Below are 25,392 nucleotides of genomic sequence, written 5' to 3' on the forward strand. Positions count from 1 at the left end.
TCCACGCCCCTGCTGCGTCGGCTGGGCAGGACTCAGCTGCCCTGCTCCCAGCCCACAGTCAGCTGCTCCTCTTCCAGCATCCGCTCGTGGGCCTGCTCGGCCAGTATCTGTACACTGTCCCGAATGCGTTCCTGCGTGACCTGATACAGCCTGCGCAGACAGCGGGGGTTGCTCTTGTCCCCATCCACCCGGGCATCCCTGCACAGAGTCCGGATCTCTCCGCTCACCTGGGTCCTCCGCATGGGGCGGCCGCTTCGGGTGACGAATACCGGCCCCGCAGTGATCCCCACCCGCCGGAGATAGACTGTCAACTCCTTCCGCAGACAGGCAGGAATCAGGACGTACTGCGCTCTGCCGTCACAGGCGGTCAGAACACGTCCCTCCTCCACCGCCCGGACCGTCACCCGGTTCAGCTCACTTACGCGGATCCCTGTCAGGGCAAAGACCTTCACCATCAGATACGTACGCTCCCGGCCCAGATTCCGGGCTGTGGCCAGCAGGCGCAGATACTCAGTCCGGCTCAACTCCGGCTGGATCTCCCCTTCGGTGTCCAGCTGGCCGATCAGCTGCAGATCCCGCCGCCCCAGATAGGCCAGCAGCCCATTGGCGGCGGACACATGGGTGTTGGCTGTACCGGGCGAGTAGCCTTCCCGCAGCAAGGCGGCGCGCCAGAGCTCCAGTGTGTCTGCAGCCACCCGCTTGTCCTCCGGAAGAAAGTGGTAAAACGCCTCCAGCTTGGGGCGGTAGACCTGGATCGTCTCCCGCCGGCGGCCCCGGGCCGCCAAGCTGTCCAGATACCGGCAGACTTCTTCCCAGGTAACTGTCAGCTCCGCCGGCGCCGCGGTCCTGTCCTGTAGTGCCGTTTCCATCGCCTCACGCATTGGGCATTCTCTCCTCTCCAAAGCCGCTTTCACTGTCTGAATGCTTTCCAAATATCTCCTCCGTATCCATCTCTTTCCGATTTACAACAGAACAATGATTCTGTTGTAAACCTGTCATCAGCTGGAAATACGGTGCCAGAGCACGAAGAGTCGGTTTTGGCCGAAACGGCACCTTTCCCTTTTGGGCCGCAAAATTGGAATCCTCAAAAAATCCAAACCGCAAAAAAAGGACGTTGCTTTTGTAGTTTTTTTGTTTTATACTAACTATATTCCAATGTATGTAGTGGAGAGAGCTTTGTCGATTTACAACAGAATCATTGTTTTGTTGTTAAACGATCAGCCGCATTTTTTCCAGAATCTGTTCATGGGCCCTGGCGCTCACTGCCACATAAATCCGGGTTGTCTCAATGGAGGAATGGCCCAGAAGGTCCGCCAGATGCGCCAGATCCTTCTCCTGTTCATAAAAGCACTTGGCGAACAGGTGCCGCAGATTGTGCGGGAATACCTTTTCCGGCATCACGCCGGCCTCCCGGCAGAGGGTTTTCATTTCATGCCAGATGTTGCTGCGGTCCAGGGGCCGCCCGGTGCGGGTGCGGAACAGGGGCCCCTCCTGGATATCCTGCGCCCTGGCATACCGCCGCAGGCGTTCCGCCAGTTCCTGCGGCAGCAGGACGGTCCGGCACTTTCCCTTCAGCCGGATCTCCGTCCGGCCAGCACGCAGGGCCTCCGCCGTGATGAAGCGCAGTTCGCTCACCCGGATACCGGTGGCGCAGATCGTCAGCATCACGTGGTACAGCCGCTGGTTCTTGCGCCCCTTGGCAATAGAGAGCAGCCGGCGGTACTCCGACTCCGTCAGGTCCCGCTGCTCCTCCCGAAACGCCCGCCGCTGAACCTTCAGCAACTTCACCTCGCAGTGCTCCGCTCCACAGAACCGCAGATACGCGTTCACAGCAGAGAGCTTGTTGTTGACCGTCAGAGCCCTGTACTGCTGCTGCAGGCGCTCCCGGTATGCCAGAACACCCGCCTTGGTCACCGGGGCGCCGCACAGAGCCAGTCGCAGCTGTTCCGCCTCCTGCACGTATTTTTCCACTGTGGCACGGGCTTTCTCGTTTTCCACCAGAAATTCCCGGAACGCGGAGATAGACTGTCCTGTGAGCGTGATTTCTTCCATCTTGACTCCTCCCAAATCCGCCCGCACAGACGCGGGTATTTTTTGTAAGCATACCCAAAATGGCGTCGGATATGTTCCGCCTATGGAGATGCTTTCCAAAAAAGTTCCGAATTGCGCAAAAAGGCAGCCCGCGGAGAATCCCTCCGCGGGCTGCCTTACAGTATGCTGTTGTTTTTTATCGGCCTCCCCAGACCCGGTAGAGCTCGCTTCCCCGTTCCCGCAGGCGCTCGTTCAGCCAGGAGCGCAGGGATGCCATGCCCTCCTCTGTCCAGGGGAAGGTCTCCGTCTCAATGTGCTGGGCCTTTTCAAAGCAGATGTTCTCATAGACCCAGGCCTGGACGGTGCCATCGTTCACCTTTCCCGTCCGCTGGAAGCGGTAGCGGAAGGTGCCGAGGGAGCCGGGAAAAATCTCCGACTTCTTCAGAAAGTTCAGGGTCAAAAATGCGAATGGATCTTCCATCGGGCAGTTTCTCTCCTCCATCAGGCCGCCTCCGTCTCCCGGCGGCAGACCTTGATCCCCGCGATGGTCAGCGCGAACACGAACCAGAAAATGCACATCACCCGGGGATAGTTCCACAGGTAATCCGCCAGACCGCACACCATGGCGCCGCACAGAGCCGCCGCTCCGGCACAGGTGATGGTGCGGGCGGCAGAGGGGGCGCAGTGCCGGACCGTGCGGGCCGCCTTTTTGATGTTCCACAGCATGGAGCCCACAAAGCCCAGAAACCCCAGCAGTCCCGCCTCGATCCATACCTGCAGGTAGAAGTTGTGGGCGTGAACGAAGGGCGCTTCTGCGTGGTAGAGGTTGAAGTCGCTGATGTAGTCCTGCACGGCGGCGGTGCCCAGACCCGCGCCGGAGACGGGAGACGTCCGGATGACCTCCAGTGCCGCCTGATACAAGGGGATGCGGCTGGCAGTGGAGGTATCCGCCGGATTGAAGATCGTCAGGACCCGGTGCCAGATGGTGTCCGGCAGGAAAGGGACCATCACCACGCACAGCACCGCGAAGGCGGGGATCAGCTTGGGCTTCCACAAAAACACCAGCACCACCATGGCACAGGCCATGCCAACCCAGCTGGCCCGGGAGTAGGTCATGCCCAGAGCCAGCACACCCACGGCAAACACGCCGCAGGCCGTCACGCGGGAGATGCCCCGCTTGGAGCAGAGGATCAGCGCCAGTACCAGGGGCAGCAGGAGGATCAGCACCTCTGCAAAGGTGTTGGGGTTGTCGAAATAGGACTCCACCCGGCCGGGCATACCGGCGTTGACCTCCAGGTCCACATAGGACTCGTTGACCTCCACGCCCTGGATCCGTTGGTACACACCGTACAGCGAGGACACCAGCACACAGACCCCACCGCCGGCGGCCAGCCGCTTCAAATCCTCTGTGCCCCGGACAGCGCTGACCGTCACCAGCACGCACAGCGCTGCGGAGATATGGTAGAGCAGGAAGCGGAAGGAGGCGGAGGGCTCATAGGAGAACAGCACCGCCAGGAACATGGCTCCGAACAGCACCACCGGATAGAACCCGATGTGCTTCACGTCCAGCCGGAAGTCCCGCCGGGACATGGCCCCGGCATAGAACAGCACCAGCAGGGCGGCAAAGCCCAGCATACTATATGCGTTGTTCCAATGCGAGAAGGGAATCACCCACAATAGCATGATGAGCCAGGATTGGGCGACGGCGGTCTCATGTCCCATCTCAAAGGCCAGACGGGAGAAAACGCTGTCATCAAACGTAGCCCGCAGGGCAAGGTACAGCTTGTGGAGCAGCCAGGCAGGCAGGTTGATGAGGCCCGTCAGCAGCCGGCAGAGGATGCTCTCCTCCCAGGCCCGGGCCGCAACGCCCTCCCGGCACAAGACCCGGAGAACACGGCTCTCGTCGATCTGGCGGTTGCACCAGGCGCCCATGCGCACCAGGCAGCGGTGGACGGCGCTGTCATAGTAGACGGTGCACAGCACCGCCCATAGGTGATACAGATAGCTTTCGCGGAGAATGCTCATGCAGGGAAACCTCGTTTCTTCAGATGCGGTTTTTGATCCGGTACAGCTGGGAGAGCAGCCAGAAGCGGCCCCCCCGCACCAGCTTTGCTGCCAACTGCTTGTTGCGGCTCATGCCGGCGGGCGACAGCGTCCGGATGGCGTGGGCCATATCCGGCCGCGCACACAGGGCCTGGATGGTCTCCTGCCGCTGCCGGAGGGTCTTGGGATTGCCCGGGGCGTACTCGTTGCCGATGGCGATCAACAGCCCGGCCCAGTTGGAGTTCTCCCGCCACTGGGGGCGGCCGGGCGTCAGGCCGTACCGGGCGGCCAAGTCCTCCTTCCGCTCCATGAAGCGGCCGAAGACCTGCTGGAAGTCCTTCATATACTTGTGGGTGGCGGAGGCCGGATTCTGGAGATAGCGGTACAGGGGCGTCTCCGTCACCGCCAGGCGCCGGGCGTTGCAGAAATACTCCATCAGGAACAGCTCGTCTTCCAGATAGGCGCCCTCATAGCGGAGATGGAGTCTGTCAAAAATCTCTGCGGAGAACAGATAGCGCCAGATGAATCCATTGAACACCGGCTGGGCCAGCCGGTCCCCCAGCAGGGGATTGACGATTTTCTCCCGGATAGCGTCGGCGTCGTAGATCCCGGCGGGCAGCACCGGCTCCGGCGTCTCGCTGCCATCAGGCCACAGGTTCAGGTGCGCACAGGCGGCGGTATCCGCCCCGGCCCGCTCCCGCAGGTTCCACAGCGTCTCCAGGCACTGGGGCTCGTACTGATCGTCGGAGTCCAGAAAGGCGATATAGGTCCCCCGGACATGGTCAAGGCCCACATTCCGGGTCTCGCTGACGCCGCTGTTGCGCTCCTTGTGGAACACCCGGATGCGGTCATCCTCCCGGGCCAGCTCATCGCAGAGAGCCGGGGAGCCGTCGGTGCAGCCGTCATCCACCAGCAGCAGCTCCCAGTCGGAAAAGGTCTGCCGCCGCACGCTCTCCACGCAGTCTCTGAGAAATTTCTCCGCCTGATAGACAGGCACAATGACGGAAATGCTGGGCATAGACAGCCTCCTTGCGCCCTCCGGCGCCTCTCTTCAGTCTGCGGCGCGGAAACTCCGGCGCCCTCCCCCCAGAATCTGGGGCTCTTACACGGAGCTATTGTACCCGATTTCCCTGGGAAGGTCAACGTCTTTTCCCGGAAAAGCCGGGCATACTAGGAGCGAGGTGATCCAATATGAACGATATCGAGCTGCTCCAATACGTCCATGAGACGGCGGAGATGGGCATTGAGGGGCTAAACAGCCTGGACGGGCAGGTCCGGGATGACAGCCTGCGGCGGGTTCTGAGCCAGCAGGGCGCCGAGTACCGCCAGATCGCGGATCAGGCGGAGCGCCTGCTCCGGTCTCTGGGAGAGGAGCCCAGGGACCCAGGCCTTCTGGCCAAGGTGTCCGCAGAGGTCATGTCCACTTTCAAAACGCTGGCAGACCCCTCTGCATCCAACATCGCGGAGATGGTCATTCAGGGAAACACCATGGGGGCCACCAAAAGTACCCGGCATCTGGGGGACTACGCCGGTGGAAACCGTGAGATCCGAAATCTCGCGGAGCGGCTGCTGCACACCGAGGAAGCCAACGCCGCCCAGATGAAGCAGTTCCTGTAACACACCCGGCGCAAAGCAGAGGAGGAGCCTCCTACGGGAGGCTCCTCCTCTGTTCAAAGGACCGGCAGCAGATCTTCCCCATTCAGAAAACGCTCCTCCGCCTCCTGGATAGGGATCTGCCGCTGATTCAGTCTGCGCACCAGCTGCTCTACCTCTGCCTGTTCCCTTCCCGGCAGCAGGACCACCAGATGTCGCTCCGGTTCCCAGGATTCGCCGCTGAATCCGAATCGCCGGGGGTGCCGGGTCTCCAGAACCTGATAGCGCACCTGCGGCCGCACCGCCTTGCGCCGGCGCCAGATCGACAAGGCCAGCACCCGGACCAGATCCTTCGGCGTGGGCTTTTCCCGCAGCACGCGTTGAAAGAGCTTCTGCAGCTCCGCCCGGTCTCCGCAGTCCCAGATGTCCTCCGCCGCCCGGGAGAGGGCCTTTGCCAGGGTGTCCTTTTCCTTTTCACTGTATCTCTGCGCCTCCGGATACAGCGTCTCCATGGAGAAGGTGCCCGGCATACGGGGGATGGCAGCCTTGACCAGGCAGCACAGGTCGTAATAGCAGTCCCGGCTCAGTTTCCCACTGATTTTTTCCACTGTCCGCAGGATATCTTCATCCATCCGAAACCGTCTCCTCTCCTCTTCAATTCATACATAGCATATCAAAAATCGCAGGTTTTTGAAATAGATTCGACACATTCGGACTCTTTTAGACAAATTACGGCACCCCGGACTTGACAATCCGGAGGAAATGTGCTCTTCTACCCGTATCAGAGACAGGGAGGCGCAGGCATGGATATTCGCAGAATCGAGTCGGGCAAGCGGGACTTTCTCCCCCTCCTGCTGCTGGGAGACGAACAGGAGGACATGATCGACCGCTATCTGGACCGCGGAACGCTGTTGGCGCTGTACGATGGCGGACTTCGCGCCGTATGCGTGGTGACCAAGGAGGCGCCGGGCGTGTTCGAGATCAAAAATCTGGCCGTGGAGCCGGCCTTTCAGCGCCAGGGCTACGGCCGGGCCATGGTTCGGCATGTGGCCGGCGCCTGCCGGACCGCCGGAGGGACATGCCTCCTGGTGGGCACCGGGGACAGTGCCCTCACCCTCCCCTTCTACCGGGCCTGCGGGTTCCGGGAAAGCCACCGGGTCCCCAATTTCTTCCTTCAATTTTACGACCACCCCATATACGAAGGGGGGCGGCTTTTGTCGGACATGGTATATTTGTCCATGGAGCTTTGAGCGGAAAAGGCGGCGCTGCTGAAAATCAGCGGCGCCGCCTGTATCATACCGTTTGATTCAGTTTTGGAAAAGGCTTCACGCCTCTGCGGCGGCCTTCAGAGCCTCCGTGCGGTCAGTTTTCTCCCAGGTCACGCCCAGGTCCTCCCGGCCCATGTGGCCGTAGGCCGCCAGCTTGCGGTAGATGGGCTTGCGCAGGTCCAGGTCCCGGATGATGGCCGTGGGCCGCAGGTCAAACACCTTGCGGACGGCAGTCTCCAGCCTGTCGTCTCCCACCGTACCGGTGCCGAAAGTGTCCACCAGCACACTCACCGGCTGGGCCACGCCGATGGCGTAGGCCAACTGCACCTGGCAGCGGCGGGCAAGGCCCGCGGCCACGATGTTCTTGGCCACGTACCGGGCGGCGTAGGCCGCGGAGCGGTCCACCTTGGTGGGATCCTTGCCGGAAAAGCAGCCGCCGCCGTGGGGGGCGCTGCCGCCGTAGGTATCCACGATGATCTTCCGGCCGGTGAGGCCGGAATCCGCCGCCGGGCCGCCCTTGACGAAACGGCCGGTGGGGTTCACGTAATACTTTGTGTTCTCGTCCAGCATGTCCGCGGGGATCACGGCCTTGGCCACCTGCTCGATCATGTCCTTCCGGATCTGCTCCAGGGAGACATCGGGGTCGTGCTGGGTGGAGATGACCACTGTATCCACCCGGACAGGGCGGTTGTGCTCGTCATACTCCACGGTGACCTGACTCTTGCCGTCGGGCCGCATATAGGGCACCTGGCCGCTCTTGCGGACCTCCGCCATGCGCTTGCACAGCTTCTGTGCCAGGGACAGGGGCAGGGGCATCAGTTCCGGCGTCTCGTCGCAGGCGTAGCCGAACATCATGCCCTGGTCACCGGCGCCGTTGCTCAGCTCGCTGTCGGTGCCCTCCTTGTTCTCCAAGGATTTGTCCACGCCCATGGCGATGTCGGCGGACTGCTCGTCGATAGAGGTAACCACGGCACAGGTGTCGCAGTCAAAGCCGTACTTGCCCCGGTCATAGCCAATGTCCCGGACCACCTCCCGGGCGATGTGGGCGATGTCCACATAGCAGCTGGTGGTGATCTCGCCCATCACGTGGATCAATCCGGTGCAGGCCGTGGTCTCGCAGGCCACGCGGCCGTTGGGGTCCTGCTCCAGAATGGCGTCCAGGACGGCGTCGGAGATCTGGTCGCAGACCTTGTCGGGGTGGCCCTCCGTTACGGACTCGGAGGTGAAGAGATAGTGTCTTGCCATAGTACAGGTTCCTTTCTGAGCACTGACCTCATCAAGGGGCGAAAAAAATGTGCGTTTCGACGGCGAAACGCACAAACGGATTTGGTTGCTTGCTCCTCATCTGTCGATCACCGCCGGATTTGGCACCTTGTCATAAGCAGGTTGCCGTGGGTTCATCGGGCCGTTCCCTCCGCCACTCTTGATAAGGGTAATAAAATTGTCCCTATTATCTTATCAGGTTTTTCCCGTTTGTCAATACGGTTTTTCCGGTTTTGCGGAGAAATCCGTCGCCCCGTCGGAAAACTGCGCAGATGTTCCGCCTGTTCAAAAATTATACATGACTTTTTTCCTCTGATCGGGTATAATGGATATCGCTTGTATATTTGAAATGTTCTGGAGGGCTTCACCGTGAGAAAACTCTGCGACAGCGTGGACCGCTTTTGCCTGCAGCATCCCCGCTTCGGCATTCCGAACCTGATGAAGTTTCTGGTGGGGATCATGGCCGTGGTATTTGTGCTGGACCTGTTCTCCAATGGCTATGCCAGCTATATGCTGTACTTCAACGCAGAGCTCGTTCTGCAGGGAGAGCTGTGGCGGCTGGTCACCTGGATGTTCCTGCCCACCAACGGCTCTCTGTTCTGGATCTTCATCAGCCTGTCCTTCTACTACTTCATCGGCACCTCCATTGAGGAGTACTGGGGCACCGCCAAGTTCACCCTGTTCTATCTGGCCTGCGCCGTGCTGATGGTGGTATTCGGCATGATCAGCATACTGTGGTCCCCGCTTCCCGTTGTCAGCAGCGGCAATCTCAACCAGATCCTGTTCCTGGCCTTTGCTACCCTGTACCCTGACGCGCTGATCCGCGTCTATCTGATCCTGCCAGTCAAGGCCAAGTGGCTGGCGGCGTTGTATGTGCTGCTGACCCTGTATGACCTGCTCCGTTCCGGTATGTGGGCGGCGCTGTTCACACTGCCCCAGCTGCTGGCCGTCTGGCTGGTGTATCTGGTGTTCTTCTGGGACAGGATCGGGGACCTTCTGCGGGAGTTCGGCTTTGCCGTCCGCCATCAGAACTCCCACCAGACCATCCAGTTCAAGTCCGCAGTGAAGCAGCAGCGGAAGAAGGCCCAGCAGCAGGGCTACCGCCACAAGTGCGAGGTCTGCGGCCGCACAGATACGGACTTTCCGGACCTGCAGTTCCGCTATTGCTCCAAGTGCGCGGGCTACCACTGCTTCTGTGAGGACCACATCTTCAACCACACACATTTTACGCAGTGAGCGTTTCCGCGGTCTCCGCCCATCGGGGCGGGGACCGCTTTTTTGACACGGCCCCTGAGATTTCTCTTCCTTCCGGCCCACAAATGCGGTATACTGAAAAAAACGACACCAGAGGAAAAGGGAGACGATACCCATGGAACGACAACTGGGAAAGCCCCTGCATATTCAGGCGGCGGAGGCCTTTGAATCGCCCGCGTTTCTTCAGAAGCTGGGAATGGCCCGCGCCGACGCGGAGCGTATCTTCGGCGGCGCCGACTGGCACCAGCTGCTCCGGGATCTAGTGCCCATCCGGGGCCGGATCTCCTGCGCCGACGCCCTGGCGGCCTTCCGCCCCCTGCTGGACCAGGTGGCGCCGGATCCCGCTGAGGGATGGCTGTCCTACGCCTACCAGGTGGCCCGGGCGCTGCTGTATCCGGCGTCGGACCCCGGACATACCTCCGCCCAGTGGGATGGAGCGCTGTGCTTTCTGCAGCTGCTCCAGGTCCTGTTTGACGCGGAGCGGACCTGCCTGCCCTTTGACTTCTGGCTGGACTTTGAATTCTGCACGGAGGAGGAACTCTCCCACAGCGGTGTGGCGGAGGAGTACCGCCGCTTCTGCTACCGGTTCCGGGAGGAATACATCTATGAGATGCTCCGCCTGAGCCGGGAGGTCACATCCTTCCGCACCCTGGAGCACATCGCCGGCGTCCACTATGTGTCCATGCGGGTGGCCCGGGCCTTCTGCGCCTCCGGCGGACTCATCGACCTGGGGCTGATCTCCGGAGCCGCCCTGGGCCACGACCTGGGCAAATTCGGCTGCAAGCCCGGGGAACGGGTGCCCTACCTGCACTATTACTACACCGACCAGTGGTTCACCCGCCGGGGACTAACGGCCCTGGGCCACATCGCGGCCAACCACTCCGTCTGGGATTTGGAGATCGAGAACCTGTCCTCGGAGTCCCTGACGCTGGTGTACGCGGACTTCCGGGTGAAGCAGACCTATGGGGAAGACCGCCGGGAGATCCCCTGCCTCTACTCCCTGCAGGAGGCCTTTGACGTCATCCTCAGCAAGCTGGACAATGTGGACGATGCCAAGCGCCTGCGCTACCGCTATGTCTACGCCAAGCTGCGGGACTTTGAGGACTATCTCATCTCCTTTGGGGTGGACACCACCCTCCGCACCGCCGGCGGCCCCGCCCGCCCGGCCAAAAATGCTGCCCTGCTGAACACGGACGAGGTGGTGACCGCTCTGCGGCGTACCGCCGTGGACCACAATATCCGCCTGATGCACCGGCTGGGCCATGAGCAGCTCTTCGGCAACACTCTGGAGGCCGCCCGGGGCGAAAAGAACCCCGCCCGGCTCCAGGCATACGTCTCCATTTTTGAGGAGTATTTCACCTACTGGAACGCCTCTCAGAAGCAGCAGACCCTGGACTTTCTGTATGAGCTGCTGCTGATCCCGGACGGAGACATCCGCCGCCGGGCCGCCGCCCTCATCGGACGCATCCTGGCCGCCTTCCGCCTGGGCTATCAGAAGGAGCCCCCGGCCGACGCCCCGCCGGACCCGGAGGAAGACCTGCCCTTCCAGCTGTGGGCGGAGTACCTGGAAAAGCTCATCGACCCGGACCGGCGGCTGACGCCCCGGCAGATCAGCATGATCCGCTATCAGGCCAAGACTGCGGCGGACGCGCTGCTGATGAACTGCTCCGACGCCGACGCCCCCCGCTTTGCCGGGGAGCTGTTCCGCCACTACCGCCGCCCGGAACTGGTGGACGCCGATGCGGCCTTTGCCCTGCTGGACACGGTGCTGAGCCTGCCGCTGGACCGGGTATCCGCCGAGGATCTGCACGTGCTGACCGGCTTTTCCGTCTGGTGGCTGGAACGGGGCGGCCTGCCCCAGAAGGCCGCCGCCCTGCGGCTGTTCCACCACCTGCTGACGGCCCTGGACCCCAATGGCCGGGACGCCGCGGCCATCACTGCCGCCGTGGAGGCAGCGGATTGCCAGGGAAGCACGCCGCTGCTGTTTCTCCAGGCCCGCCTGGGAGAGCGGCTGGGCCTGGATGTCTCCATCCAGCGGTCCCTGTTGGACCGGCAGGACGTTGTGAGCAATGTGTTTCTGGACAACCTGAAGACTGCGACCCACTGGGTTCTGAAGGCCGTGGGCGTGGAGTACCTGCTGGGTCAGGTGGAACAGGGAGACCGCGCCAACGTGCTCCACATCGCCACCCACTTCTCCAACCTGATGAAGGTCAGTGAGAATATCGTGGTCCGCCGGCTGGCGGGCGCTTCCCTGCTGGCCATTGCTCCGGCCCTGACGCCGGACCGCCGGAACGAGGTGGCCGTGGAGCTTTCCAAGGTGCTGGAGACCGGGCAGACGGAGATCTCCCAGTACATCCCCCAGTACCTGGGCCAGTTTGCCCTGTGGCTGACGCCCAGGGAACTGGACGAGATCGTGGATCAGATGCAGATCCTCCTCTCCTCCGCCAACACCGTGGTGGTGGCCGCCGCCCTGGCCACTGTGGGCGCCATGCTGGAGCATTATGCCATATACGCCCAGCGGTTCCACGAGTCCCGGGAGGTACTGGAACGCCGCTGGCGGCGGCTGGCAGGCCTGCTGTTGAAGGGCCTGGCCTCTTATCGTCAGAGCGTGCGGCAGGAGGCGCTGCAGATCCTGGGCGAGCGGCTCTTCGCCTCACAGACCCTCTCCTACGAGGGGAAGGCTGCCCTCTTCACCCTGATGGCCAAGAAGATCCTCTTCCTGCTGGGAGAGCAGCCGGAACAGGAGCTGAGCTTCTTCTACACCGCCGCCGCCCTCTCCCACATCTACCGCTTCATCGTCTCCTATCAGATTGAAAGCGGAGACTTCCCATTCTACATGCCGGGAAGGGCCGCCTTCTTTCCCGGCACCTTCGACCCCTTCTCCCTGAGCCATAAGGGCATCGTCCAGGAGATCCGGGACCTGGGGATGGAGGTGTATCTGGCCATCGACGAGTTCTCCTGGTCCAAGAAGGCGCAGCCCTCCCTGGTGCGGAGGCAGATCGTCAGCATGTCCGTGGCGGACGAGTTCGACGTGTACCTCTTCCCCCACGACATCCCAGTGAACCTGGCCACGCCGGAGGACCTGGACCGGCTGCGGGAGGTCTTTTCCGGCCGGGAGCTGTACCTGGCGGTGGGCTCGGACGTGGTAGCCAACGCCTCCTCCTACAAGGCGGCACCGGTGCCGGGGTCCGTCCACTCCATGAACCACATCGTCTTCCGCCGCTCCAGCGACGCGGAGGGACGGGAGATCGACGCAGATCTGGGCTGCATCTCCGGCCGCATCATCCAGCTGCAGCTGCCCACCCATCTGGAAGACATCAGCTCCACCCGCATCCGGGAGAACATCGACCTGGGACGGGACATCTCCACCCTCATTGACCCGGTGGTACAGGACTTCATCTACCGCAACAGCCTCTATCTCCGGGAGCCCCAGTACAAGCGGATCCTCCGGGCGGGGGATCTGGAGTTCTCCCACATCTCCCAGCCGGACCGGCACCTGTGGGAGGAGTTGACGGAGGTACCGCTTCAGGGGCGGGAGCAGCCGCCGGAGATCGACCCCAGGGACGGCCTCTGCATCCTGCGGGACGCGGGATCCCGCCCCCGGGTGCTGGGTTTTCTGACCCTGCGGACCGTGAACTCCGGCGGGCTGTATGAGGCCCTGGGGGACACGGAGCTGGCGGACTATGTCCGCAAGCACACGGCGGGGCGGGTTCAGCTGCTCACCGGACTTTACACCGCCCGCGGCTCCAGCGGCAGCTATGATGTGGGCCAGCTGCTGATGACAGAGGCCCTCTCCCGCTCCCTGGGAGCGGACTGCAGCTATGCCGTGTGGCACGCCACTGCGTCGGAGGAGACGCTGGACCTGCTGGAGAGGCAAGGCTTTGTCCCGGCGGAGCTGCCCAGCGCAAAGCCCCTGCTGCTGGTGGATATGCGCTCTCCCTCCGTACTGCTGCAGAACATCCCCACCACGCTGAAGGAGCCTTTCTCCTCCGACCGTACCGTGCTGGCGGCGGTCCGCGCCGCCCACTGCCGGATGCAGCGGGCTCTCACCGGCCTGTATCCGGGTTCTCTGATCCTGTCCCTGAACGCGGAGGTCATTTACCACCGTCTGGTGCGGAAGATCGTGGACCTGAACGGCGTCCCGGCGGAGCCCACAGTGCCCCGGGTACTGGGTCCCAAGATGTGCGTACCCTTCGGCAAGATCCTGCGGGGCAATGCCATCCCCAACACCGTCACCAAGACCATCCACACCGACAAGGTCTTTGCCAGGGACCTCACCTCCTTCGACATCGAGAATTTCCCCGGCTACGCGCCGCTGGAGAGCCAGATCCGCACCATCCACTCCTTCCGCCGGCCGGTGATCCTGGTGGACGACCTGCTCCACTCCGGCAACCGGATCCGGGCGCTGGATCCCCTCTTCCGGCAGGAGGGTGTGGTCATCGACCGGGTGCTGGTGGGCCTGCTGTCCGGCCGCGGACGGGATCTGATGGCCGCCAAGGGCCGCAGTGTGGACAGCGTCTATTTCATTCCGAATATGCGTTCTTGGTTTGTGGAGTCCACCATGTACCCCTTCATCGGCGGCGACACTGTGGGGCATGAGGAGCCCTCCGTCCCCGGCCTGACCCCAGCGGTGAACCTGATCCTGCCCTACGCCTTCCCCCGCTTCTACCGGGAGTGCGGACGGGAGGCGGTGTTCCGTTTCTCCTGTGCCTGCCTGGAGAACGCCCGGGACATCCTGCTGGCCCTGGAGACCACCTTCCGGGAGCGGTACGCCCGCAACCTCACCCTCTCCCGCCTCAGTGAGGCGGTGATCCTGCCCCTCTCCCCGGACAAGGGCAGCTGTATGCACTATGACCCCAGTCTTCCTGCCTCCGTATTTCTGCAGAACGACCTGGAGATGCTGTTGCGGATGCGGAACGTCCTCCAATCCTGACCGCGGGCCTGGCGCGCCATCCAGGCGAAAGGAGCCCTTATGTATTACTACCGCCACGGGGAGGTCATCTTCGCCTCTCTGCTGCCGGACCTCCCCCTGGAGCCGGCGAAGCGTCCCTCCGCAGGGACGCCCAGCCTCTTCCTCATCGACCGGGACCCGATTCGCAGCCGGTCCTCCTTCTGCGTCTCAGACCCCCGGCAGCTCACTGCGGAGACGGAGGATGTGACCTGGCTAGACCCCTCCCGGATGGGCGTTCCGGTCCCCTCCCTGCCCAAACGCCTCCAGCACACCATCGACGCCCGGCTGCTGCGGGCGGTTAACATCCGCCACCCCCGCTGGGCTGACTTTACCAAGGCGTCCGCCATGCATCTGCCAAGCCGCCTGCGGGTGAATCTGCTGGCGGTAGGAGATGTGGGCAGCACCCTTTTGACGGCGCTGAAGCTCCTGGGAGGCGACTGTATTGAGAGCATCGGTATCTGCGACCTGAATCAGAAGACTGTGGCCCGCTGGGTCACGGAGATGGAGCAGGTATCCTGGCCCTGGGACTACGACGCTCTTCCGGCAGTGGAGCCGGTAGCGGCCGGGGACTTGTTCCGCTGTGATGTGTTCCTCTTCGCCGCCACTCGCGGCGTTCCTCCGGTGGGAGGCGGTGTCCGGGACGTGCGGATGGCCCAGTTCGGCGCCAACCGGCCGCTGGTGGAGGACTACGCCCGGCAGGCCCGGCAGGCGGGATTCCGGGGACTCTTTATTGTACTGTCCGACCCGGTGGATCCCCTGTGCAAGGCGGCGTATCTGGCCTCCAACCAGGGGCCCGACGGCCAGTGGGACGGGCAGGGGCTTCGGGCGGAACAGATCCAGGGCTTCGGACTGGGGGTCATGAACGCCCGTGCGGCCTATTTTGCCAAGCAGGATCCCCGGTTCCGCAGCTTCCTGCTGGATGGCCGCAGCTATGGTCCTCACGGTCAGGGGCTGGTGATCGCCAACTCCCTCTCCCATTATGATGACGGCCTCTCCCGGGAGCTGACGGAGCTGGTGGCCACCGCCAATCTGCGGATCCGGGAGCTGGGCTTCAAGCCCTATGTGGCTCCTGCCATTTCCTCCGGCGCCATGCAGCTGCTGCTGACGCTCCGCCGGAGCTGGCATTGCAGCTCGGTGGCTCTGGGGGGGATCTGGTTCGGCGTCCGCAACCGTTTAACCGCCGCCGGTCTGGAAATCGAGACTGCCTCTTTGCCCACACCGCTGTTCGAGCGGCTGCGGGAAACCCAGACACTTCTGCGGGAGATCATTTAGCGGGCGGCTGCCGCCGCGTTTCATCATACCGGCCGCTGCACGCCGCTTTGCCCCGCGCACCGGGCGGGGGCTCGGCCGGAATGCAGCCGGACGCAGGAAGGAGATGATCGGCATATCTGAAGAACTGACGGTGATCCGCCCCGGCGGGGCGCTCTCCCCCCGGTGCGCCGGAGTGCTGGAGGCGGCCCTGGCGGGGCGGCAGGCAGAGGTGCTATCCCGCCTGGAGGGTCCGCTGACGGGACGGCGGCTCCTGTTTGTCGTCTCCCTGGATGAGGGCGGCGTGAACCGCGGGTTCTATGACCTGCTGGCCCATCTCCGCACCCATCCAAACTGCCTGGACCGCTGCGTGGGGAGCGTGCTGGTGGACGCCCCCGGCGATCTGTACACCAAGGCAGCGGGCCGGGACCTGGTGCTGGCCGCCAACCTTGCGGGCTGCGCCTTTGTGGGTCGCCCTCTGGTGGAAGGCACTGGCGATCTGCGGAACTTCACGGTCCAGGCCCGAAACGCTGGCTGTTCTTTGGAAGCGGCCTACCATCTGGCGACGGCGGATCTGGTGGAGCGGGTGCTGGCCTTCTCCCGCCCCCGGCTGGAGCGGCCGAAGCTGCTGGCCCTCCACGCCTCCAGCCGGGCCACCTCCAACACCCTGGCCCTGTGGGGGCTGGTGCGGACCCGGCTGGAGGAACGCTGTGACATCACGGAGATCTGCCTGCGGAACGGCACGCTGGAGGACTGTGCCGGCTGCCCCTACACCACCTGCCTCCACTTCGGAGAACAGGGCGGGTGCTTCTACGGCGGCGTCATGGTCCAGGAGGTCTACCCCGCCATCCGGGAGGCGGACGCGCTGGTGCTGCTGTGCCCCAATTACAACGACGCTCTGTCCGCCAACCTGACGGCAGCCATCAACCGGCTGACGGCCCTGTACCGCACCACCTCCTTTGCGGACAAGGCGGTGTTCGCCATCGTGGTGTCCGGCTACTCCGGCGGTGACATCGTGGCCTGTCAGGCGGCGGGAGCCATGAACATGAACAAGGGCTTCTGGCTGCCGGCGAACTTCTGCCTGCTGGAGACCGCCAACGACAAGGGCGAGGCCCTGGCCCTGCCGGGGATTCAGGACCGGGCGGATCGGTTCGCGGAGAATATGTTATGTCAGCTTGCATACTAGAAGAAGGCACGCCGAAAGGCGTGCCGCTTTTCTTGCTATGTGTTTGGGGTAGTATCGAACTCTATCACCACGTTTCCTTTGGCGTCATAGGCAAGAATAATCGGATATCCGTACGCCCGTTCCGGATTTCTTTTCCGCGGCAGGACCTCCATAATCCAAAAAAACGTGTGGTCTCCCTGCTTGATAAACGCCTCCCGTTCCACAGACAGGCAGTAAAACTCTGGGGTCGCCTGGTCAAAAGGCTCCGCCCTAATTTGCAGTTCTACGAGTTCAATTGTCGGATCGTCGATTCGGCCGAAATAGCAGTTTACCATCCTGTCATCATAGACAGCATCGTATTGGCCCACATACAACGGTGCATCGCCGGTACAGTCTACTGCGGAACCCCGTTCCGTCTCCCATCCCAATAGTCCTAAGTGCGTATCTGTCATTAAGAGCGCATTTTCATTTTCCATCAGATATAGGAGGCCAGTCGCTCTCAACTCCGGTTCCCAGCGCCGTTCCACAAGGTGGGTCCGACCTATGCCCTGCAAGTCCGCCGACCTATGAGCGGTCTGGATCGGCAGCAGCAAGCATATCCCCAGCAGGTGGTTCACCATCAAAAGAAATGCTAGTGCCAGGAGTGCCCAGCGCAGGGCCAGACACTTCCGCGTGTACATTCTGCTCTTTTTCATGGTGCCATCCCCTCCGGCAGGGGAATCTGGATACTGCCGGATTCCCCATATATGTCATACCGCAGGGTCACATAGGTGTCCTCTGGTTCTATGGCTACGCATCCGTTCCCTGCGTTCCACCAATCAAATGGCCCTGCAATCAAAGCCTCACCTTTCTCGCCGCTCTGGCTCTCCAAAACCATCTCCTTGCGGCCAACCACGCCCATAAACCGCCGGTCGTAGGAATCAAAATTGACAAAGGCCATGAGATGTCCCCATGGGATGCTGCGGTAGGTGCATACTCGTACTATCCGCACCACATCATCTCCAACTGTGAACTCCATCTTGGGATAGACAGCAGCAATGATCCCGCCAGATGGGCCAGCATGGTGTCTGAGATTTGGGACCCTGCGCTCTGTAATACCTGTCCAAACCCCAAGTGTCCCCTCCCCAGAAAAAACCAGTACTGAGGCCAAGATCCAGACGGCCAGCAAAATGGCCCCCCATTTCGCCACCAGCCAGCGGAAGGGGTATTGTTTGTTCAGCTCCCGTCCCACCTCATCTGGCTCTCCCATGGCGGCGATGGCCCGCTCTTCTGCCAGCTCCTCGTCATACCCCAGCTCCCGCAGGGCCTCCATGTGGTCCTCGATGTGGCCGTCCAGCTCCGACCGAATGGCCTCCCGCTCCTTCTCCGTCACACGGCGCAGGGACGAAAGCACCCGGTCCGTATAATCCCGCCTGTCCATATCATGCCGGGTCCAGCCCCGGACAGGCCCGGAGCACCGCATTCACCGCGCCGGAGTAGGTCTGCCAGGCGGCAGCCTCCTCCCGCAGCACCGCCGCCCCCCGGCGGGTAAGGCGGTAGTATTTCCGCATCCGGCCGGTGGGGGCCTCCTGCTGATACGCCTCCACCGCCCCGTCCCGCTCCAGGCCGTGGAGCACCGGGTACAGCGTCCCCTCCTTCATCTCAAAGGTGTGGTCGGATCTGCGGGCCAGCTCCACGATCATCTGGTAACCGTACATATCCTCCCCCGCCAGCAGGGACAGCACCAGCAGCTGGGCGTGGTCCATGGTCTGCTTTTTTGCCATCGGGCACCTCCTGTCCAGGCAACATACCTAGAATTACTATGCCTTTAGTATACATAGTAATTCTAGGTATGTCAATTACAAAAAACGCGCGCCTGCCCGGCGCGCGCTTTTTTCCTCAATTCTTCCCGATCCCCAGCAGATCCCGGCCATGGCTGTTCAAATGCGGCGCCAGCTGCTCGTAGGACAGCCGGAACTCCTGCGGCCCCATGGCGTAACAGGCAATCTCATAGGGGGAGAAGGCCACTGTCATCCCCTCCTCATTGAAGGAGACCGCGTAGCTGCTCCAGTTTGCGGCAATGTCCTGATAGTCCTCCCAGTAGCCGGCCTCCACGGCGGCTTCCGGCGTCATGTCGATCTGGCGGATGATCTCGTCCCGGACCGCGTCCAGAAATATCTGCCCGTCCGCTGCCAGAATCTCAGGCGCGAAGAACTGGCCCGTCATCAGGTCGAAGTTCCAGGCCAGCAGTACCGTGTTGGGGTGGGCCCCGCCGGTATAGCTGTAATACTCCGCCTGGATGCACACCATCTGCTCCGTCTGATAGACAGAACAGTCCAGCTCCAGCGTGTAGGGTGTCCAATTCCCACCGGACTCCGTCCGAAAGGCCAGCTCCTCCTCTGCCCAGGCCGTCACCTCGTCAAAGCCATCCGCCCCGGCCCAGTCGCGGAACCGGCTGTTGAAGGCCTCCGCCCTCTCCAGGGCCGCCGTCTCCGCCGGGGAGGCCGCCTCCGTCAGCACAGTGCCGTCCGGCAGGGTCACGGTCATCTCCGGAAGCTCATAGGAGCGCACAGCCAAAGTCGTGCCGTCCGCCGCCGCGGCGCTGTCCTCCAGCGTCTTCAGAACCACCGTATAGGTCAAGGGCTCGGATGCAGCCTGAGTGAAGGTGGCCGCGCCCGTCATCGTGCCGCTGTCCGGCTGCTTCTGTTCCGGGACGGCAATCTCCTGCGATGCAGCCGTGGGCTCCTCCGTCTCCGGAACGGGGGCTGCGCAGGCTGTCAGCATACACAGCAGCAAAAGCAGGGCGATCATCCGTTTCATAGGGGTTGCTCCTTTCCTCAGCAGGGCGCAGGCCCTCCTAAGATCACGGGACCTTCCCTCCACTCCGTGCCGCCGGCGGCGGAGAGGCGGGGATACGCCAGGGTATACAGGTCCGTGGCGCGGACCTCCAGTTCAAACAGGCGCCGGGCCTCCGGGCCCAACCGCCGGACCTGCGCCGGCCTGGTCAGCACCGGCACGGCTGCCGCCTCCCGCATCCGGGAGAGCAGTCGGCAACCGGTCCCATTGGCCGCCAGCACCCGCAGATAGGGCACCCGCTCCGGCATATCGCCGGGCGTCAGTCCCAGGTAGGACCACAGCACCATCCGCCGCAGGCGGGCCATGGCGTAACGCTTCGTCTTGGCTGCGGCCAGCAGTTCGGGCAGCGAGGCGGCAGCGCGGGAGGCGTCGTACAGTCGATTCCAAATGCCCTCCCGCCCCTGGTCCAGGGCGGCAAAGTCCGCCGCCGTCATGGACCGCAGCCGGGCCAGAATGGCCCGGTGACTGTTCTCCCAGAACACCGGGGCCCGGCCGGCGGCCTCTTCCAGCTCATAAGCGCGGGCCATGGCCGGAGGCAGCAGGGACAGGGCCTCCTCCCGTTTCCCCTGCCGCAGCAGCGCCCGGAGGCCGGAGGCCGAGGGGTGGGTGTCCGGCGCCAGGGCGCCGTCGTGGGCGCTGCCCTCCCTCCGGATGGTCACCGGCCGGAGGGGGGCGTTCTGCCCCAGCAGGGCCTTGCAGTACTCGATGCCCAAAATGTTGTTGGGAGACTCCAGCAGGGCGGCGTCCTCCTCCGGCAGCAGGCCGGTCAGCGCCCGCTGCCGGGCAGCGGCAAAGCTCACCGCTCCAGGCAGCACCTCTCGGAGCCGGTCTCGGAAGGACGGTGCCAGCAGCGCGGCGGCCACCCGCTCCAGGGCGGAGACATCGCCGCACTCACTGCCGAACAGCAGGTGCTCCACAACCCCGGTGGCCGCCAGCGCCTGGACGCCTCCGGCGGCAAATCCTTCCGCCGAGGACACCGCCCAGGGCAGGGGCAGCTCCAGCACCAGGTCCGCGCCGCTCTCCACGGCGGCCCTGGCCCGGGCGTGTTTGCGCAGCAGGGCGAAGTCCCCCCGCTGCACGAAGTTCCCGCTCATCACGCAGACCATGGCCGTGTCCGGTCCCAGCGCCGCCCGGCCTGCCTCCAGAAGCCGCAGGTGCCCGCTGTGGAGCGGATTGTATTCTACGATTATACCTGCGGCCCCCATGGATTTCTCCCCTTCCAAATGACAAAAAAGTTACAGTCCGGTGTCAGTCTCGTCAATTTTTTATCAATGCCGCCCGCCTCGGACTTTTTTTCGATCATACCATACTTTCCGGAAAACGTCCAGCCGGGCCGATTCCGGACTGCTCTGCGGCGGACAGGTGCCGCTGCGCCGGAACTTCCCCGGCAAAAAAGCGCCGGTTCGTTCAAAATTCCGGTTGTAACCGGGGAAATCTCTGGTATAATGAGAAGTGCGCCGGGACCCGCCCCGCCGGGGTACGGGTTCCCTTTCAGCCAGGCATCTGCCTGCAATTCATACGATGTGGGGATGTCCACGGGCATTTCCAAAAAAGAGGAGACGGTAAACATGAACATTCTGGTTATCAACGCTGGCAGCTCTTCCTTGAAGTATCAGCTGCTGAATCCCGAGACCGGCGCCCTGCTGGCCAAGGGCCTGTGCGAACGGATCGGCATCGACGGCAAGTTCACCTACAAGCCCCAGGTGGAGGGCAAGCAGGTGCTGGACGCCGTCGATGTGGCCATGCCCACCCACTCCGAGGCCATCCAGGCCGTGCTGAACGCTCTGGTGGACAAGGACAACGGCGTCATCGGCTCCATGCAGGAGATCGATGCGGTGGGCCACCGGGTGGTCCATGGCGGCGAGGCCTTTGCCGGCTCTGTGCTCATCACCGATGAGGTCATGAAGGCCCTGGAGGAGTGCATCCCCCTGGCCCCCCTCCACAACCCCGCCAACATCACCGGCATCAACGCCTGCACCGCCGTCATGGGCAAGGACGTGCCCCAGGTGGCCGTGTTCGACACCGCCTTCCACCAGACGATGCCCGCCAAGGCCTATATGTACGCCCTGCCCTATGAATACTATGAGAAGGACAAGGTTCGCCGCTACGGCTTCCACGGCACCTCCCACAAGTATGTCTCCGGCCGGGCTGCCGCCATGCTGGGCAAGAAGCCCGAGGAGCTGAAGCTGATCTCCTGCCACCTGGGCAACGGCTCCTCCATCGCCGCTGTGGACGGCGGCAAGAGCGTGGACACCTCCATGGGCTTCACTCCCCTGGCCGGCCTGCCCATGGGCACCCGCTCCGGCGACCTGGACGCCGGCATCCTGCAGTACCTGATGAACAAGTACGGCATGAACATCGACGAGATGCTGAACATCCTCAACAAGAAGTCCGGCGTAGAGGGTCTGTCCGGCGTCAGCTCCGACTTCCGTGACCTGGAGAAGGCAGCTGAAGAGGGCAACGCACGGGCCCAGCTGGCGGAGGAGAAGTTCGCCTACGAGGTGAAGAAGTACGTGGGCGCTTACGCCGCCGCCATGGGCGGGGTGGACGCCATTATCTTCACCGCCGGCGTGGGCGAGAACGACAAGGGCATCCGCGCCATGGTGTGCGACGGCCTGGAGTATATGGGCGTGAAGCTGGATCCCGCCGCCAACGACGTCCGCGGCAAGGAGACCGTCATCTCCGCCGCCGACTCCAAGGTGAAGGTCCTGCTGATCCCCACCAATGAAGAGCTGATGATCGCCACCGACACGGCCGCCATCGTCAAGGGCAACTAAATTCCGCATCTCCGCATATTCAGAGAGGGCAGGCCGCAGGCCTGCCCTCTGTTCTTTTGCAAACATCCCGTTTCGGAAGCAGGGATCCTGGGAAAGCGCGAGGGGAGCAGCGTCCGCCCCGAATGGGCGCAAATGCCCCGCAAAGCCTTGCCCCCGGCACAGCGGTATGCTATACTCAAAACACACCCAGCGGAAATCTTCGAAACGAGGTGATCATGTATGCGGGATCTGCGGGAGTCCTGCCGGATCGCGGTGGTCCAGGCCGCCCCAGTGATGTTTGACAAAGCCGCCTGCACCGTGAAGGCGGTGGAGCTGATCCGGGCCGCGGCTGCGGAGCGGGCGGAGCTGATCGTGTTCCCGGAGCTGTTCATCCCCGGCTATCCCTACGGCATGACTTTCGGCTTCACCGTGGGCAGCCGGACCGCCCCGGGCCGGAAGGACTGGGGGCTGTACTACGACAACTCCATCCTGGTGCCTGGGCCGGAGACAGAGATCCTGGGCCGGGCCGCCCGGGAGGCTCGGGCCTACGTGAGTATCGGCGTGTCCGAGCGGGACGCCGTCAACGCCACGCTGTACAATACCAACCTGATCTTTTCCCCGGCGGGCGAACTGCTCACCGTCCACCGGAAGCTGAAGCCCACCGGCGCGGAGCGGGTGGTGTGGGGTGACGCGGACCGGCATTACTTCCCGGTGGCGCAGACGCCCTGGGGTCCCATGGCCAGCCTGATCTGCTGGGAGAGCTATATGCCCCTGGCCCGGGTCGCCCTGTACGAGAAGGGGATCACCCTGTACCTCTCTCCCAACACCAACGACAACGAGGAGTGGCAGGCCACCATCCGTCACATTGCCATCGAGGGGCACTGCTTTTTCGTCAACTGCGACATGGTCTTCACTCGGGACATGTACCCCGCCGGGCTCCACTGCCCGGAGGAGATCGGCCGCCTGCCGGATATCGTCTGCCGGGGCGGCAGCTGCGTGGTGGATCCCTACGGCCACTATGTGACCCAGCCCGTCTGGGACCGGGAGGCCATCATCTGTGCGGATCTGGACCTGACCCAGGTGCCCCGGAGCCGGATGGAATTCGACGGCTGCGGCCACTACGCCCGGCCGGACGTGCTGAAGCTGACCGTGGACGACCGGTGACAGAAATGCCGAAGGAGGAAGCCCCGCTGTGAAACACATCAAGCCCGGCCGGGGGCCGTCAGCCATGGGAGCCCTCGGCTCCGTCATCGCTGTGGTCTTCGGCATCTTCTGGACCGTATCCGCCGCCTCCATGGGGGCGCCCATCTCCTTCTCCATCTTCGGCGTGCTGTTCGTTATCGTGGGCATCGTCCAGGCCGTCTACAATTTCAAGAACGCCGCGGGCAAAAAACGGTACTCCGCCTTCGACATCGTGGACGGCGAGGAGGAGCCGGACCCGCTGAATCAGCGCTTCGGCGGCCAGCCCCCGGAGGCCGTGGACACGTCCGGACCGGAGGGGCCCCTGCGCTACTGCCCCTACTGCGGCGCCAAGCTGGGGGATTCCTATACATTCTGCGGCCACTGCGGCAAGCGGCTGCCTGACGTCCAAGAGGAGGATCATCCATGAAAATCGCCCTGCAATTCGCCATGCCGTCGGAGCTCCATGCCCTGCCGGGCGCCCGGGAGCTGGCGCCGCTGGAGACCGTCTCCGGCGTTCCCATATTTGAGATTGCCCCGGACATTCTGGCCTGTGCCGGCGGCGTCAGCAAGGTGAACGCTGCCATGGCCGCGGAGCTGCTGTGCCTGCGGTACGGCGTGGATCTGATTCTCAACGCCGGCGTGGCCGGGTGCTTCACGGATCTGCCCACCGGCACGCTGGTGGTAGCGTCGGAATTCGTCCAGCACGATGTGGACACCACCGCTGTGGGGGACCCCATCGGCCTGGTCTCCACGGTGAATCAGGTGGCCTTCCCCACCTGGCAGCCGGAGCGCTGTGCGGAGCTGCTTGCTTCCCTGGGCTATCCCGCCGTCACCGGCCGGGTATCCACCGGGGATTGGTTTGCTGTGAAGGGGCAGCGGGCGGAGTGGATCCGGGGTACCTTCTCCCCCTTGCTGACGGAGATGGAGGGCGGTGCCATCGCCCAGGTATGCCTGCGGAACGGTGTCCGGTTCGTATCGGTGAAGTCCGTCTCAGACCACCTGTTCTCCGACAGCCAGGCGGAGGAGTACTTCGACTTCGGCCAGGCCCTGGAGGCCCTGGGCCGGGCGGTGCTGCCCCTGGCCAAGGCACTTCAAAAAGCTGGCAGATAGAAAATGGAGCGCCCGGCGGGGATGATCCCCGCCGGGCGCTCGTATCCCGTCAGCTATGTTCCGCTGGGCCGTCCGGCTCTACGGTAAATACTTCTTCAATGGGCACCCCGAACACCTTGGCGATGTTCCAGGCCAGCACCAGAGAGGGGTTGTACCGCCCCTTTTCCAGGTTTCCGATGGTCTCCCGCCGGACCCCCACCAGCTTTGCCAGCTCCTCCTGCTTCAGGCCCAGACGGGCCCGGTGCTCCTTCATCCGGTTGCGGATCACGGCTCCAGCCCCCAGCTCTCCCGGAAGCCGTACCAGGCGGCGGTCAGGGCGTAGACCACCACAGAGGCAGCCCAGCCAACCGTGCAGCCGGTAAGGAGTGCCCGCTGGGGGGTAAAACCGCCCAGCGTCAGGGTCCCCAGCACAGCGGCCGCCATCATCAGCATCCCGACCACAAACGCCCGGGAGGCGGACCGGGCCAGCTGCGCTTCCAGCATCTCGTCAGACTTCAAAAAGAAGTACTGGAAGTCCACCGCAAAGGCGAAGAAGCCCAGGAATCCCCGCGCTTCCGTAAACACGCCTGCGAACCCCAGCAGGGAGAGAAAACCCAGCATTCCATACAATATCTGCTTTTTCATAAGTGGCCTCCCTAATCAGCGTTCCAAAAAGCGGTATATTTCGCTCTTTATGAGGTGAATATATCATAT

24 protein-coding genes and 1 riboswitch are annotated in these 25,392 nt (G+C 63.1%); of the genes, 10 read left to right on the forward strand and 14 right to left on the reverse strand.

The window, feature by feature from the left end:
* Window positions 1-32: 32 nt before the first annotated feature.
* The 5 genes from DN611_RS09155 to DN611_RS09175 all read right to left on the reverse strand — a co-directional run bounded on the left by DN611_RS09155 (window position 33) and on the right by DN611_RS09175 (window position 5,092).
* Window positions 33-881, reverse strand: a complete 849-nt coding sequence (locus DN611_RS09155) for a tyrosine-type recombinase/integrase (protein WP_119311132.1) — start codon at window positions 879-881, stop codon at window positions 33-35.
* Between the two features lie 328 nt (window positions 882-1,209).
* Window positions 1,210-2,052 (reverse strand): tyrosine-type recombinase/integrase, encoded by an 843-nt coding sequence (locus DN611_RS09160; RefSeq protein WP_119311133.1) that lies wholly within the window; start codon window positions 2,050-2,052, stop codon window positions 1,210-1,212.
* A 175-nt stretch (window positions 2,053-2,227) separates the two neighbouring features.
* Window positions 2,228-2,512 carry a hypothetical protein gene (locus tag DN611_RS09165; RefSeq protein ID WP_267288388.1) on the reverse strand — a complete coding sequence of 95 codons (285 nt, stop codon included), beginning with the start codon at window positions 2,510-2,512 and terminating at the stop codon, window positions 2,228-2,230.
* 20 nt (window positions 2,513-2,532) lie between these two features.
* The gene (locus DN611_RS09170; RefSeq protein WP_021750109.1) at window positions 2,533-4,056 is read right to left on the reverse strand and encodes an O-antigen ligase family protein; all 1,524 of its coding nucleotides are present in this window, start codon (window positions 4,054-4,056) and stop codon (window positions 2,533-2,535) included.
* 19 nt (window positions 4,057-4,075) lie between these two features.
* Window positions 4,076-5,092 carry a glycosyltransferase family 2 protein gene (locus DN611_RS09175; protein WP_021750108.1) on the reverse strand — a complete coding sequence of 339 codons (1,017 nt, stop codon included), beginning with the start codon at window positions 5,090-5,092 and terminating at the stop codon, window positions 4,076-4,078.
* Between the two features lie 173 nt (window positions 5,093-5,265).
* Between DN611_RS09175 and DN611_RS09180 the strand changes: the two genes are divergently transcribed.
* Window positions 5,266-5,691 carry a DUF2383 domain-containing protein gene (locus DN611_RS09180; RefSeq protein ID WP_021750107.1) on the forward strand — a complete coding sequence of 142 codons (426 nt, stop codon included), beginning with the start codon at window positions 5,266-5,268 and terminating at the stop codon, window positions 5,689-5,691.
* A gap of 53 nt (window positions 5,692-5,744) precedes the next feature.
* Here DN611_RS09180 and DN611_RS09185 read toward each other — a convergent pair whose 3' ends face one another.
* Entirely contained in the window at window positions 5,745-6,299 is a 555-nt protein-coding gene (locus DN611_RS09185) for a hypothetical protein (RefSeq protein ID WP_119311134.1), read from the reverse strand.
* 171 nt (window positions 6,300-6,470) lie between these two features.
* Between DN611_RS09185 and DN611_RS09190 the strand changes: the two genes are divergently transcribed.
* Window positions 6,471-6,917, forward strand: coding sequence for a GNAT family N-acetyltransferase (locus tag DN611_RS09190; RefSeq protein ID WP_119311135.1), 447 nt, complete (start codon window positions 6,471-6,473; stop codon window positions 6,915-6,917).
* Between the two features lie 75 nt (window positions 6,918-6,992).
* Here the strand turns inward: DN611_RS09190 and metK are convergent, their stop codons facing one another.
* Complete coding sequence (gene metK / locus DN611_RS09195; protein WP_021750104.1) at window positions 6,993-8,180, reverse strand: methionine adenosyltransferase; 1,188 nt, start codon at window positions 8,178-8,180, stop codon at window positions 6,993-6,995.
* Window positions 8,181-8,273: 93 nt separating this feature from the next.
* Window positions 8,274-8,368, reverse strand: a riboswitch (SAM riboswitch).
* Window positions 8,369-8,567: 199 nt separating this feature from the next.
* On the opposite strand from metK, the gene DN611_RS09200 reads away from it, so the two are divergent.
* The 4 genes from DN611_RS09200 (at window position 8,568) to DN611_RS09215 (ending at window position 16,837) form a co-directional block, all read left to right on the forward strand.
* Window positions 8,568-9,434: a rhomboid family intramembrane serine protease gene (locus tag DN611_RS09200; RefSeq protein ID WP_025544114.1), complete on the forward strand. Its 867-nt coding sequence runs from the start codon at window positions 8,568-8,570 to the stop codon at window positions 9,432-9,434.
* A gap of 133 nt (window positions 9,435-9,567) precedes the next feature.
* Window positions 9,568-14,385 (forward strand): nicotinate-nicotinamide nucleotide adenylyltransferase, encoded by a 4,818-nt coding sequence (locus DN611_RS09205; protein ID WP_119311136.1) that lies wholly within the window; start codon window positions 9,568-9,570, stop codon window positions 14,383-14,385.
* 39 nt (window positions 14,386-14,424) lie between these two features.
* Entirely contained in the window at window positions 14,425-15,675 is a 1,251-nt protein-coding gene (locus tag DN611_RS09210; protein ID WP_119311137.1) for a lactate dehydrogenase, read from the forward strand.
* 103 nt (window positions 15,676-15,778) lie between these two features.
* Window positions 15,779-16,837: an NAD(P)H-dependent oxidoreductase gene (locus DN611_RS09215; RefSeq protein WP_021750099.1), complete on the forward strand. Its 1,059-nt coding sequence runs from the start codon at window positions 15,779-15,781 to the stop codon at window positions 16,835-16,837.
* 35 nt (window positions 16,838-16,872) lie between these two features.
* Here DN611_RS09215 and DN611_RS09220 read toward each other — a convergent pair whose 3' ends face one another.
* From DN611_RS09220 to DN611_RS09240, 5 genes are all read right to left on the reverse strand, one after another.
* Complete coding sequence (locus DN611_RS09220; protein ID WP_119311138.1) at window positions 16,873-17,511, reverse strand: hypothetical protein; 639 nt, start codon at window positions 17,509-17,511, stop codon at window positions 16,873-16,875.
* A complete protein-coding gene (locus DN611_RS09225; RefSeq protein WP_145985087.1) occupies window positions 17,508-18,236 on the reverse strand; it encodes a permease prefix domain 1-containing protein in 729 nt (242 codons plus the stop codon). Before DN611_RS09225 ends, DN611_RS09220 begins: the two co-directional genes overlap by 4 nt.
* 1 nt (window position 18,237) lies before the next feature.
* Window positions 18,238-18,579, reverse strand: a complete 342-nt coding sequence (locus DN611_RS09230) for a PadR family transcriptional regulator (RefSeq protein ID WP_021750096.1) — start codon at window positions 18,577-18,579, stop codon at window positions 18,238-18,240.
* Window positions 18,580-18,694: 115 nt separating this feature from the next.
* Window positions 18,695-19,615: a DUF3298 and DUF4163 domain-containing protein gene (locus tag DN611_RS09235; RefSeq protein ID WP_119311140.1), complete on the reverse strand. Its 921-nt coding sequence runs from the start codon at window positions 19,613-19,615 to the stop codon at window positions 18,695-18,697.
* Window positions 19,616-19,632: 17 nt separating this feature from the next.
* A complete protein-coding gene (locus DN611_RS09240) occupies window positions 19,633-20,856 on the reverse strand; it encodes a tRNA(Met) cytidine acetate ligase (RefSeq protein ID WP_119311141.1) in 1,224 nt (407 codons plus the stop codon).
* Between the two features lie 363 nt (window positions 20,857-21,219).
* Between DN611_RS09240 and DN611_RS09250 the strand changes: the two genes are divergently transcribed.
* From DN611_RS09250 to mtnN, 4 genes are all read left to right on the forward strand, one after another.
* Window positions 21,220-22,428: an acetate/propionate family kinase gene (locus DN611_RS09250; RefSeq protein WP_025543760.1), complete on the forward strand. Its 1,209-nt coding sequence runs from the start codon at window positions 21,220-21,222 to the stop codon at window positions 22,426-22,428.
* Between the two features lie 219 nt (window positions 22,429-22,647).
* A complete protein-coding gene (locus tag DN611_RS09255) occupies window positions 22,648-23,571 on the forward strand; it encodes a carbon-nitrogen hydrolase family protein (protein WP_119311143.1) in 924 nt (307 codons plus the stop codon).
* Window positions 23,572-23,599: 28 nt separating this feature from the next.
* Window positions 23,600-24,016 carry a zinc ribbon domain-containing protein gene (locus DN611_RS09260; RefSeq protein ID WP_025543761.1) on the forward strand — a complete coding sequence of 139 codons (417 nt, stop codon included), beginning with the start codon at window positions 23,600-23,602 and terminating at the stop codon, window positions 24,014-24,016.
* Complete coding sequence (gene mtnN, locus DN611_RS09265; protein WP_119311144.1) at window positions 24,013-24,699, forward strand: 5'-methylthioadenosine/S-adenosylhomocysteine nucleosidase; 687 nt, start codon at window positions 24,013-24,015, stop codon at window positions 24,697-24,699. Before DN611_RS09260 ends, mtnN begins: the two co-directional genes overlap by 4 nt.
* A 49-nt stretch (window positions 24,700-24,748) precedes the next feature.
* Here the strand turns inward: mtnN and DN611_RS09270 are convergent, their stop codons facing one another.
* A complete protein-coding gene (locus tag DN611_RS09270; protein WP_025543763.1) occupies window positions 24,749-24,967 on the reverse strand; it encodes a helix-turn-helix transcriptional regulator in 219 nt (72 codons plus the stop codon).
* The gene (locus DN611_RS09275; protein ID WP_021750088.1) at window positions 24,964-25,323 is read right to left on the reverse strand and encodes a DUF3796 domain-containing protein; all 360 of its coding nucleotides are present in this window, start codon (window positions 25,321-25,323) and stop codon (window positions 24,964-24,966) included. The genes DN611_RS09270 and DN611_RS09275 overlap by 4 nt, the downstream gene beginning before the upstream one ends.
* Window positions 25,324-25,392: the final 69 nt, after the last annotated feature.

Origin of the sequence: Oscillibacter sp. PEA192, assembly GCF_003574015.1 — a bacterium.
Taxonomy (GTDB): Bacteria; Bacillota; Clostridia; order Oscillospirales; family Oscillospiraceae; genus Oscillibacter; species Oscillibacter welbionis.

Excerpts from the sequence above, each read along its gene's own strand:
- DN611_RS09165 (WP_267288388.1), bottom strand. The coding sequence starts at position 2,512 with ATGGAAGATCCATTCGCATTTTTGACCCTGAACTTTCTGAAGAAGTCG.
- DN611_RS09225 (WP_145985087.1), bottom strand. The coding sequence starts at position 18,236 with ATGGACAGGCGGGATTATACGGACCGGGTGCTTTCGTCCCTGCGCCGT.
- DN611_RS09185 (WP_119311134.1), bottom strand. The coding sequence starts at position 6,299 with ATGGATGAAGATATCCTGCGGACAGTGGAAAAAATCAGTGGGAAACTG.
- DN611_RS09240 (WP_119311141.1), bottom strand. The coding sequence starts at position 20,856 with ATGGGGGCCGCAGGTATAATCGTAGAATACAATCCGCTCCACAGCGGG.
- mtnN (WP_119311144.1), top strand. The coding sequence starts at position 24,013 with ATGAAAATCGCCCTGCAATTCGCCATGCCGTCGGAGCTCCATGCCCTG.
- DN611_RS09205 (WP_119311136.1), top strand. The coding sequence starts at position 9,568 with ATGGAACGACAACTGGGAAAGCCCCTGCATATTCAGGCGGCGGAGGCC.
- DN611_RS09170 (WP_021750109.1), bottom strand. The coding sequence starts at position 4,056 with ATGAGCATTCTCCGCGAAAGCTATCTGTATCACCTATGGGCGGTGCTG.
- DN611_RS09155 (WP_119311132.1), bottom strand. The coding sequence starts at position 881 with ATGCGTGAGGCGATGGAAACGGCACTACAGGACAGGACCGCGGCGCCG.
- DN611_RS09215 (WP_021750099.1), top strand. The coding sequence starts at position 15,779 with ATGATCGGCATATCTGAAGAACTGACGGTGATCCGCCCCGGCGGGGCG.
- DN611_RS09235 (WP_119311140.1), bottom strand. The coding sequence starts at position 19,615 with ATGAAACGGATGATCGCCCTGCTTTTGCTGCTGTGTATGCTGACAGCC.
- DN611_RS09190 (WP_119311135.1), top strand. The coding sequence starts at position 6,471 with ATGGATATTCGCAGAATCGAGTCGGGCAAGCGGGACTTTCTCCCCCTC.
- DN611_RS09275 (WP_021750088.1), bottom strand. The coding sequence starts at position 25,323 with ATGAAAAAGCAGATATTGTATGGAATGCTGGGTTTTCTCTCCCTGCTG.
- DN611_RS09210 (WP_119311137.1), top strand. The coding sequence starts at position 14,425 with ATGTATTACTACCGCCACGGGGAGGTCATCTTCGCCTCTCTGCTGCCG.
- DN611_RS09180 (WP_021750107.1), top strand. The coding sequence starts at position 5,266 with ATGAACGATATCGAGCTGCTCCAATACGTCCATGAGACGGCGGAGATG.
- metK (WP_021750104.1), bottom strand. The coding sequence starts at position 8,180 with ATGGCAAGACACTATCTCTTCACCTCCGAGTCCGTAACGGAGGGCCAC.
- DN611_RS09230 (WP_021750096.1), bottom strand. The coding sequence starts at position 18,579 with ATGGCAAAAAAGCAGACCATGGACCACGCCCAGCTGCTGGTGCTGTCC.
- DN611_RS09220 (WP_119311138.1), bottom strand. The coding sequence starts at position 17,511 with ATGAAAAAGAGCAGAATGTACACGCGGAAGTGTCTGGCCCTGCGCTGG.
- DN611_RS09175 (WP_021750108.1), bottom strand. The coding sequence starts at position 5,092 with ATGCCCAGCATTTCCGTCATTGTGCCTGTCTATCAGGCGGAGAAATTT.
- DN611_RS09160 (WP_119311133.1), bottom strand. The coding sequence starts at position 2,052 with ATGGAAGAAATCACGCTCACAGGACAGTCTATCTCCGCGTTCCGGGAA.
- DN611_RS09250 (WP_025543760.1), top strand. The coding sequence starts at position 21,220 with ATGAACATTCTGGTTATCAACGCTGGCAGCTCTTCCTTGAAGTATCAG.
- DN611_RS09255 (WP_119311143.1), top strand. The coding sequence starts at position 22,648 with ATGCGGGATCTGCGGGAGTCCTGCCGGATCGCGGTGGTCCAGGCCGCC.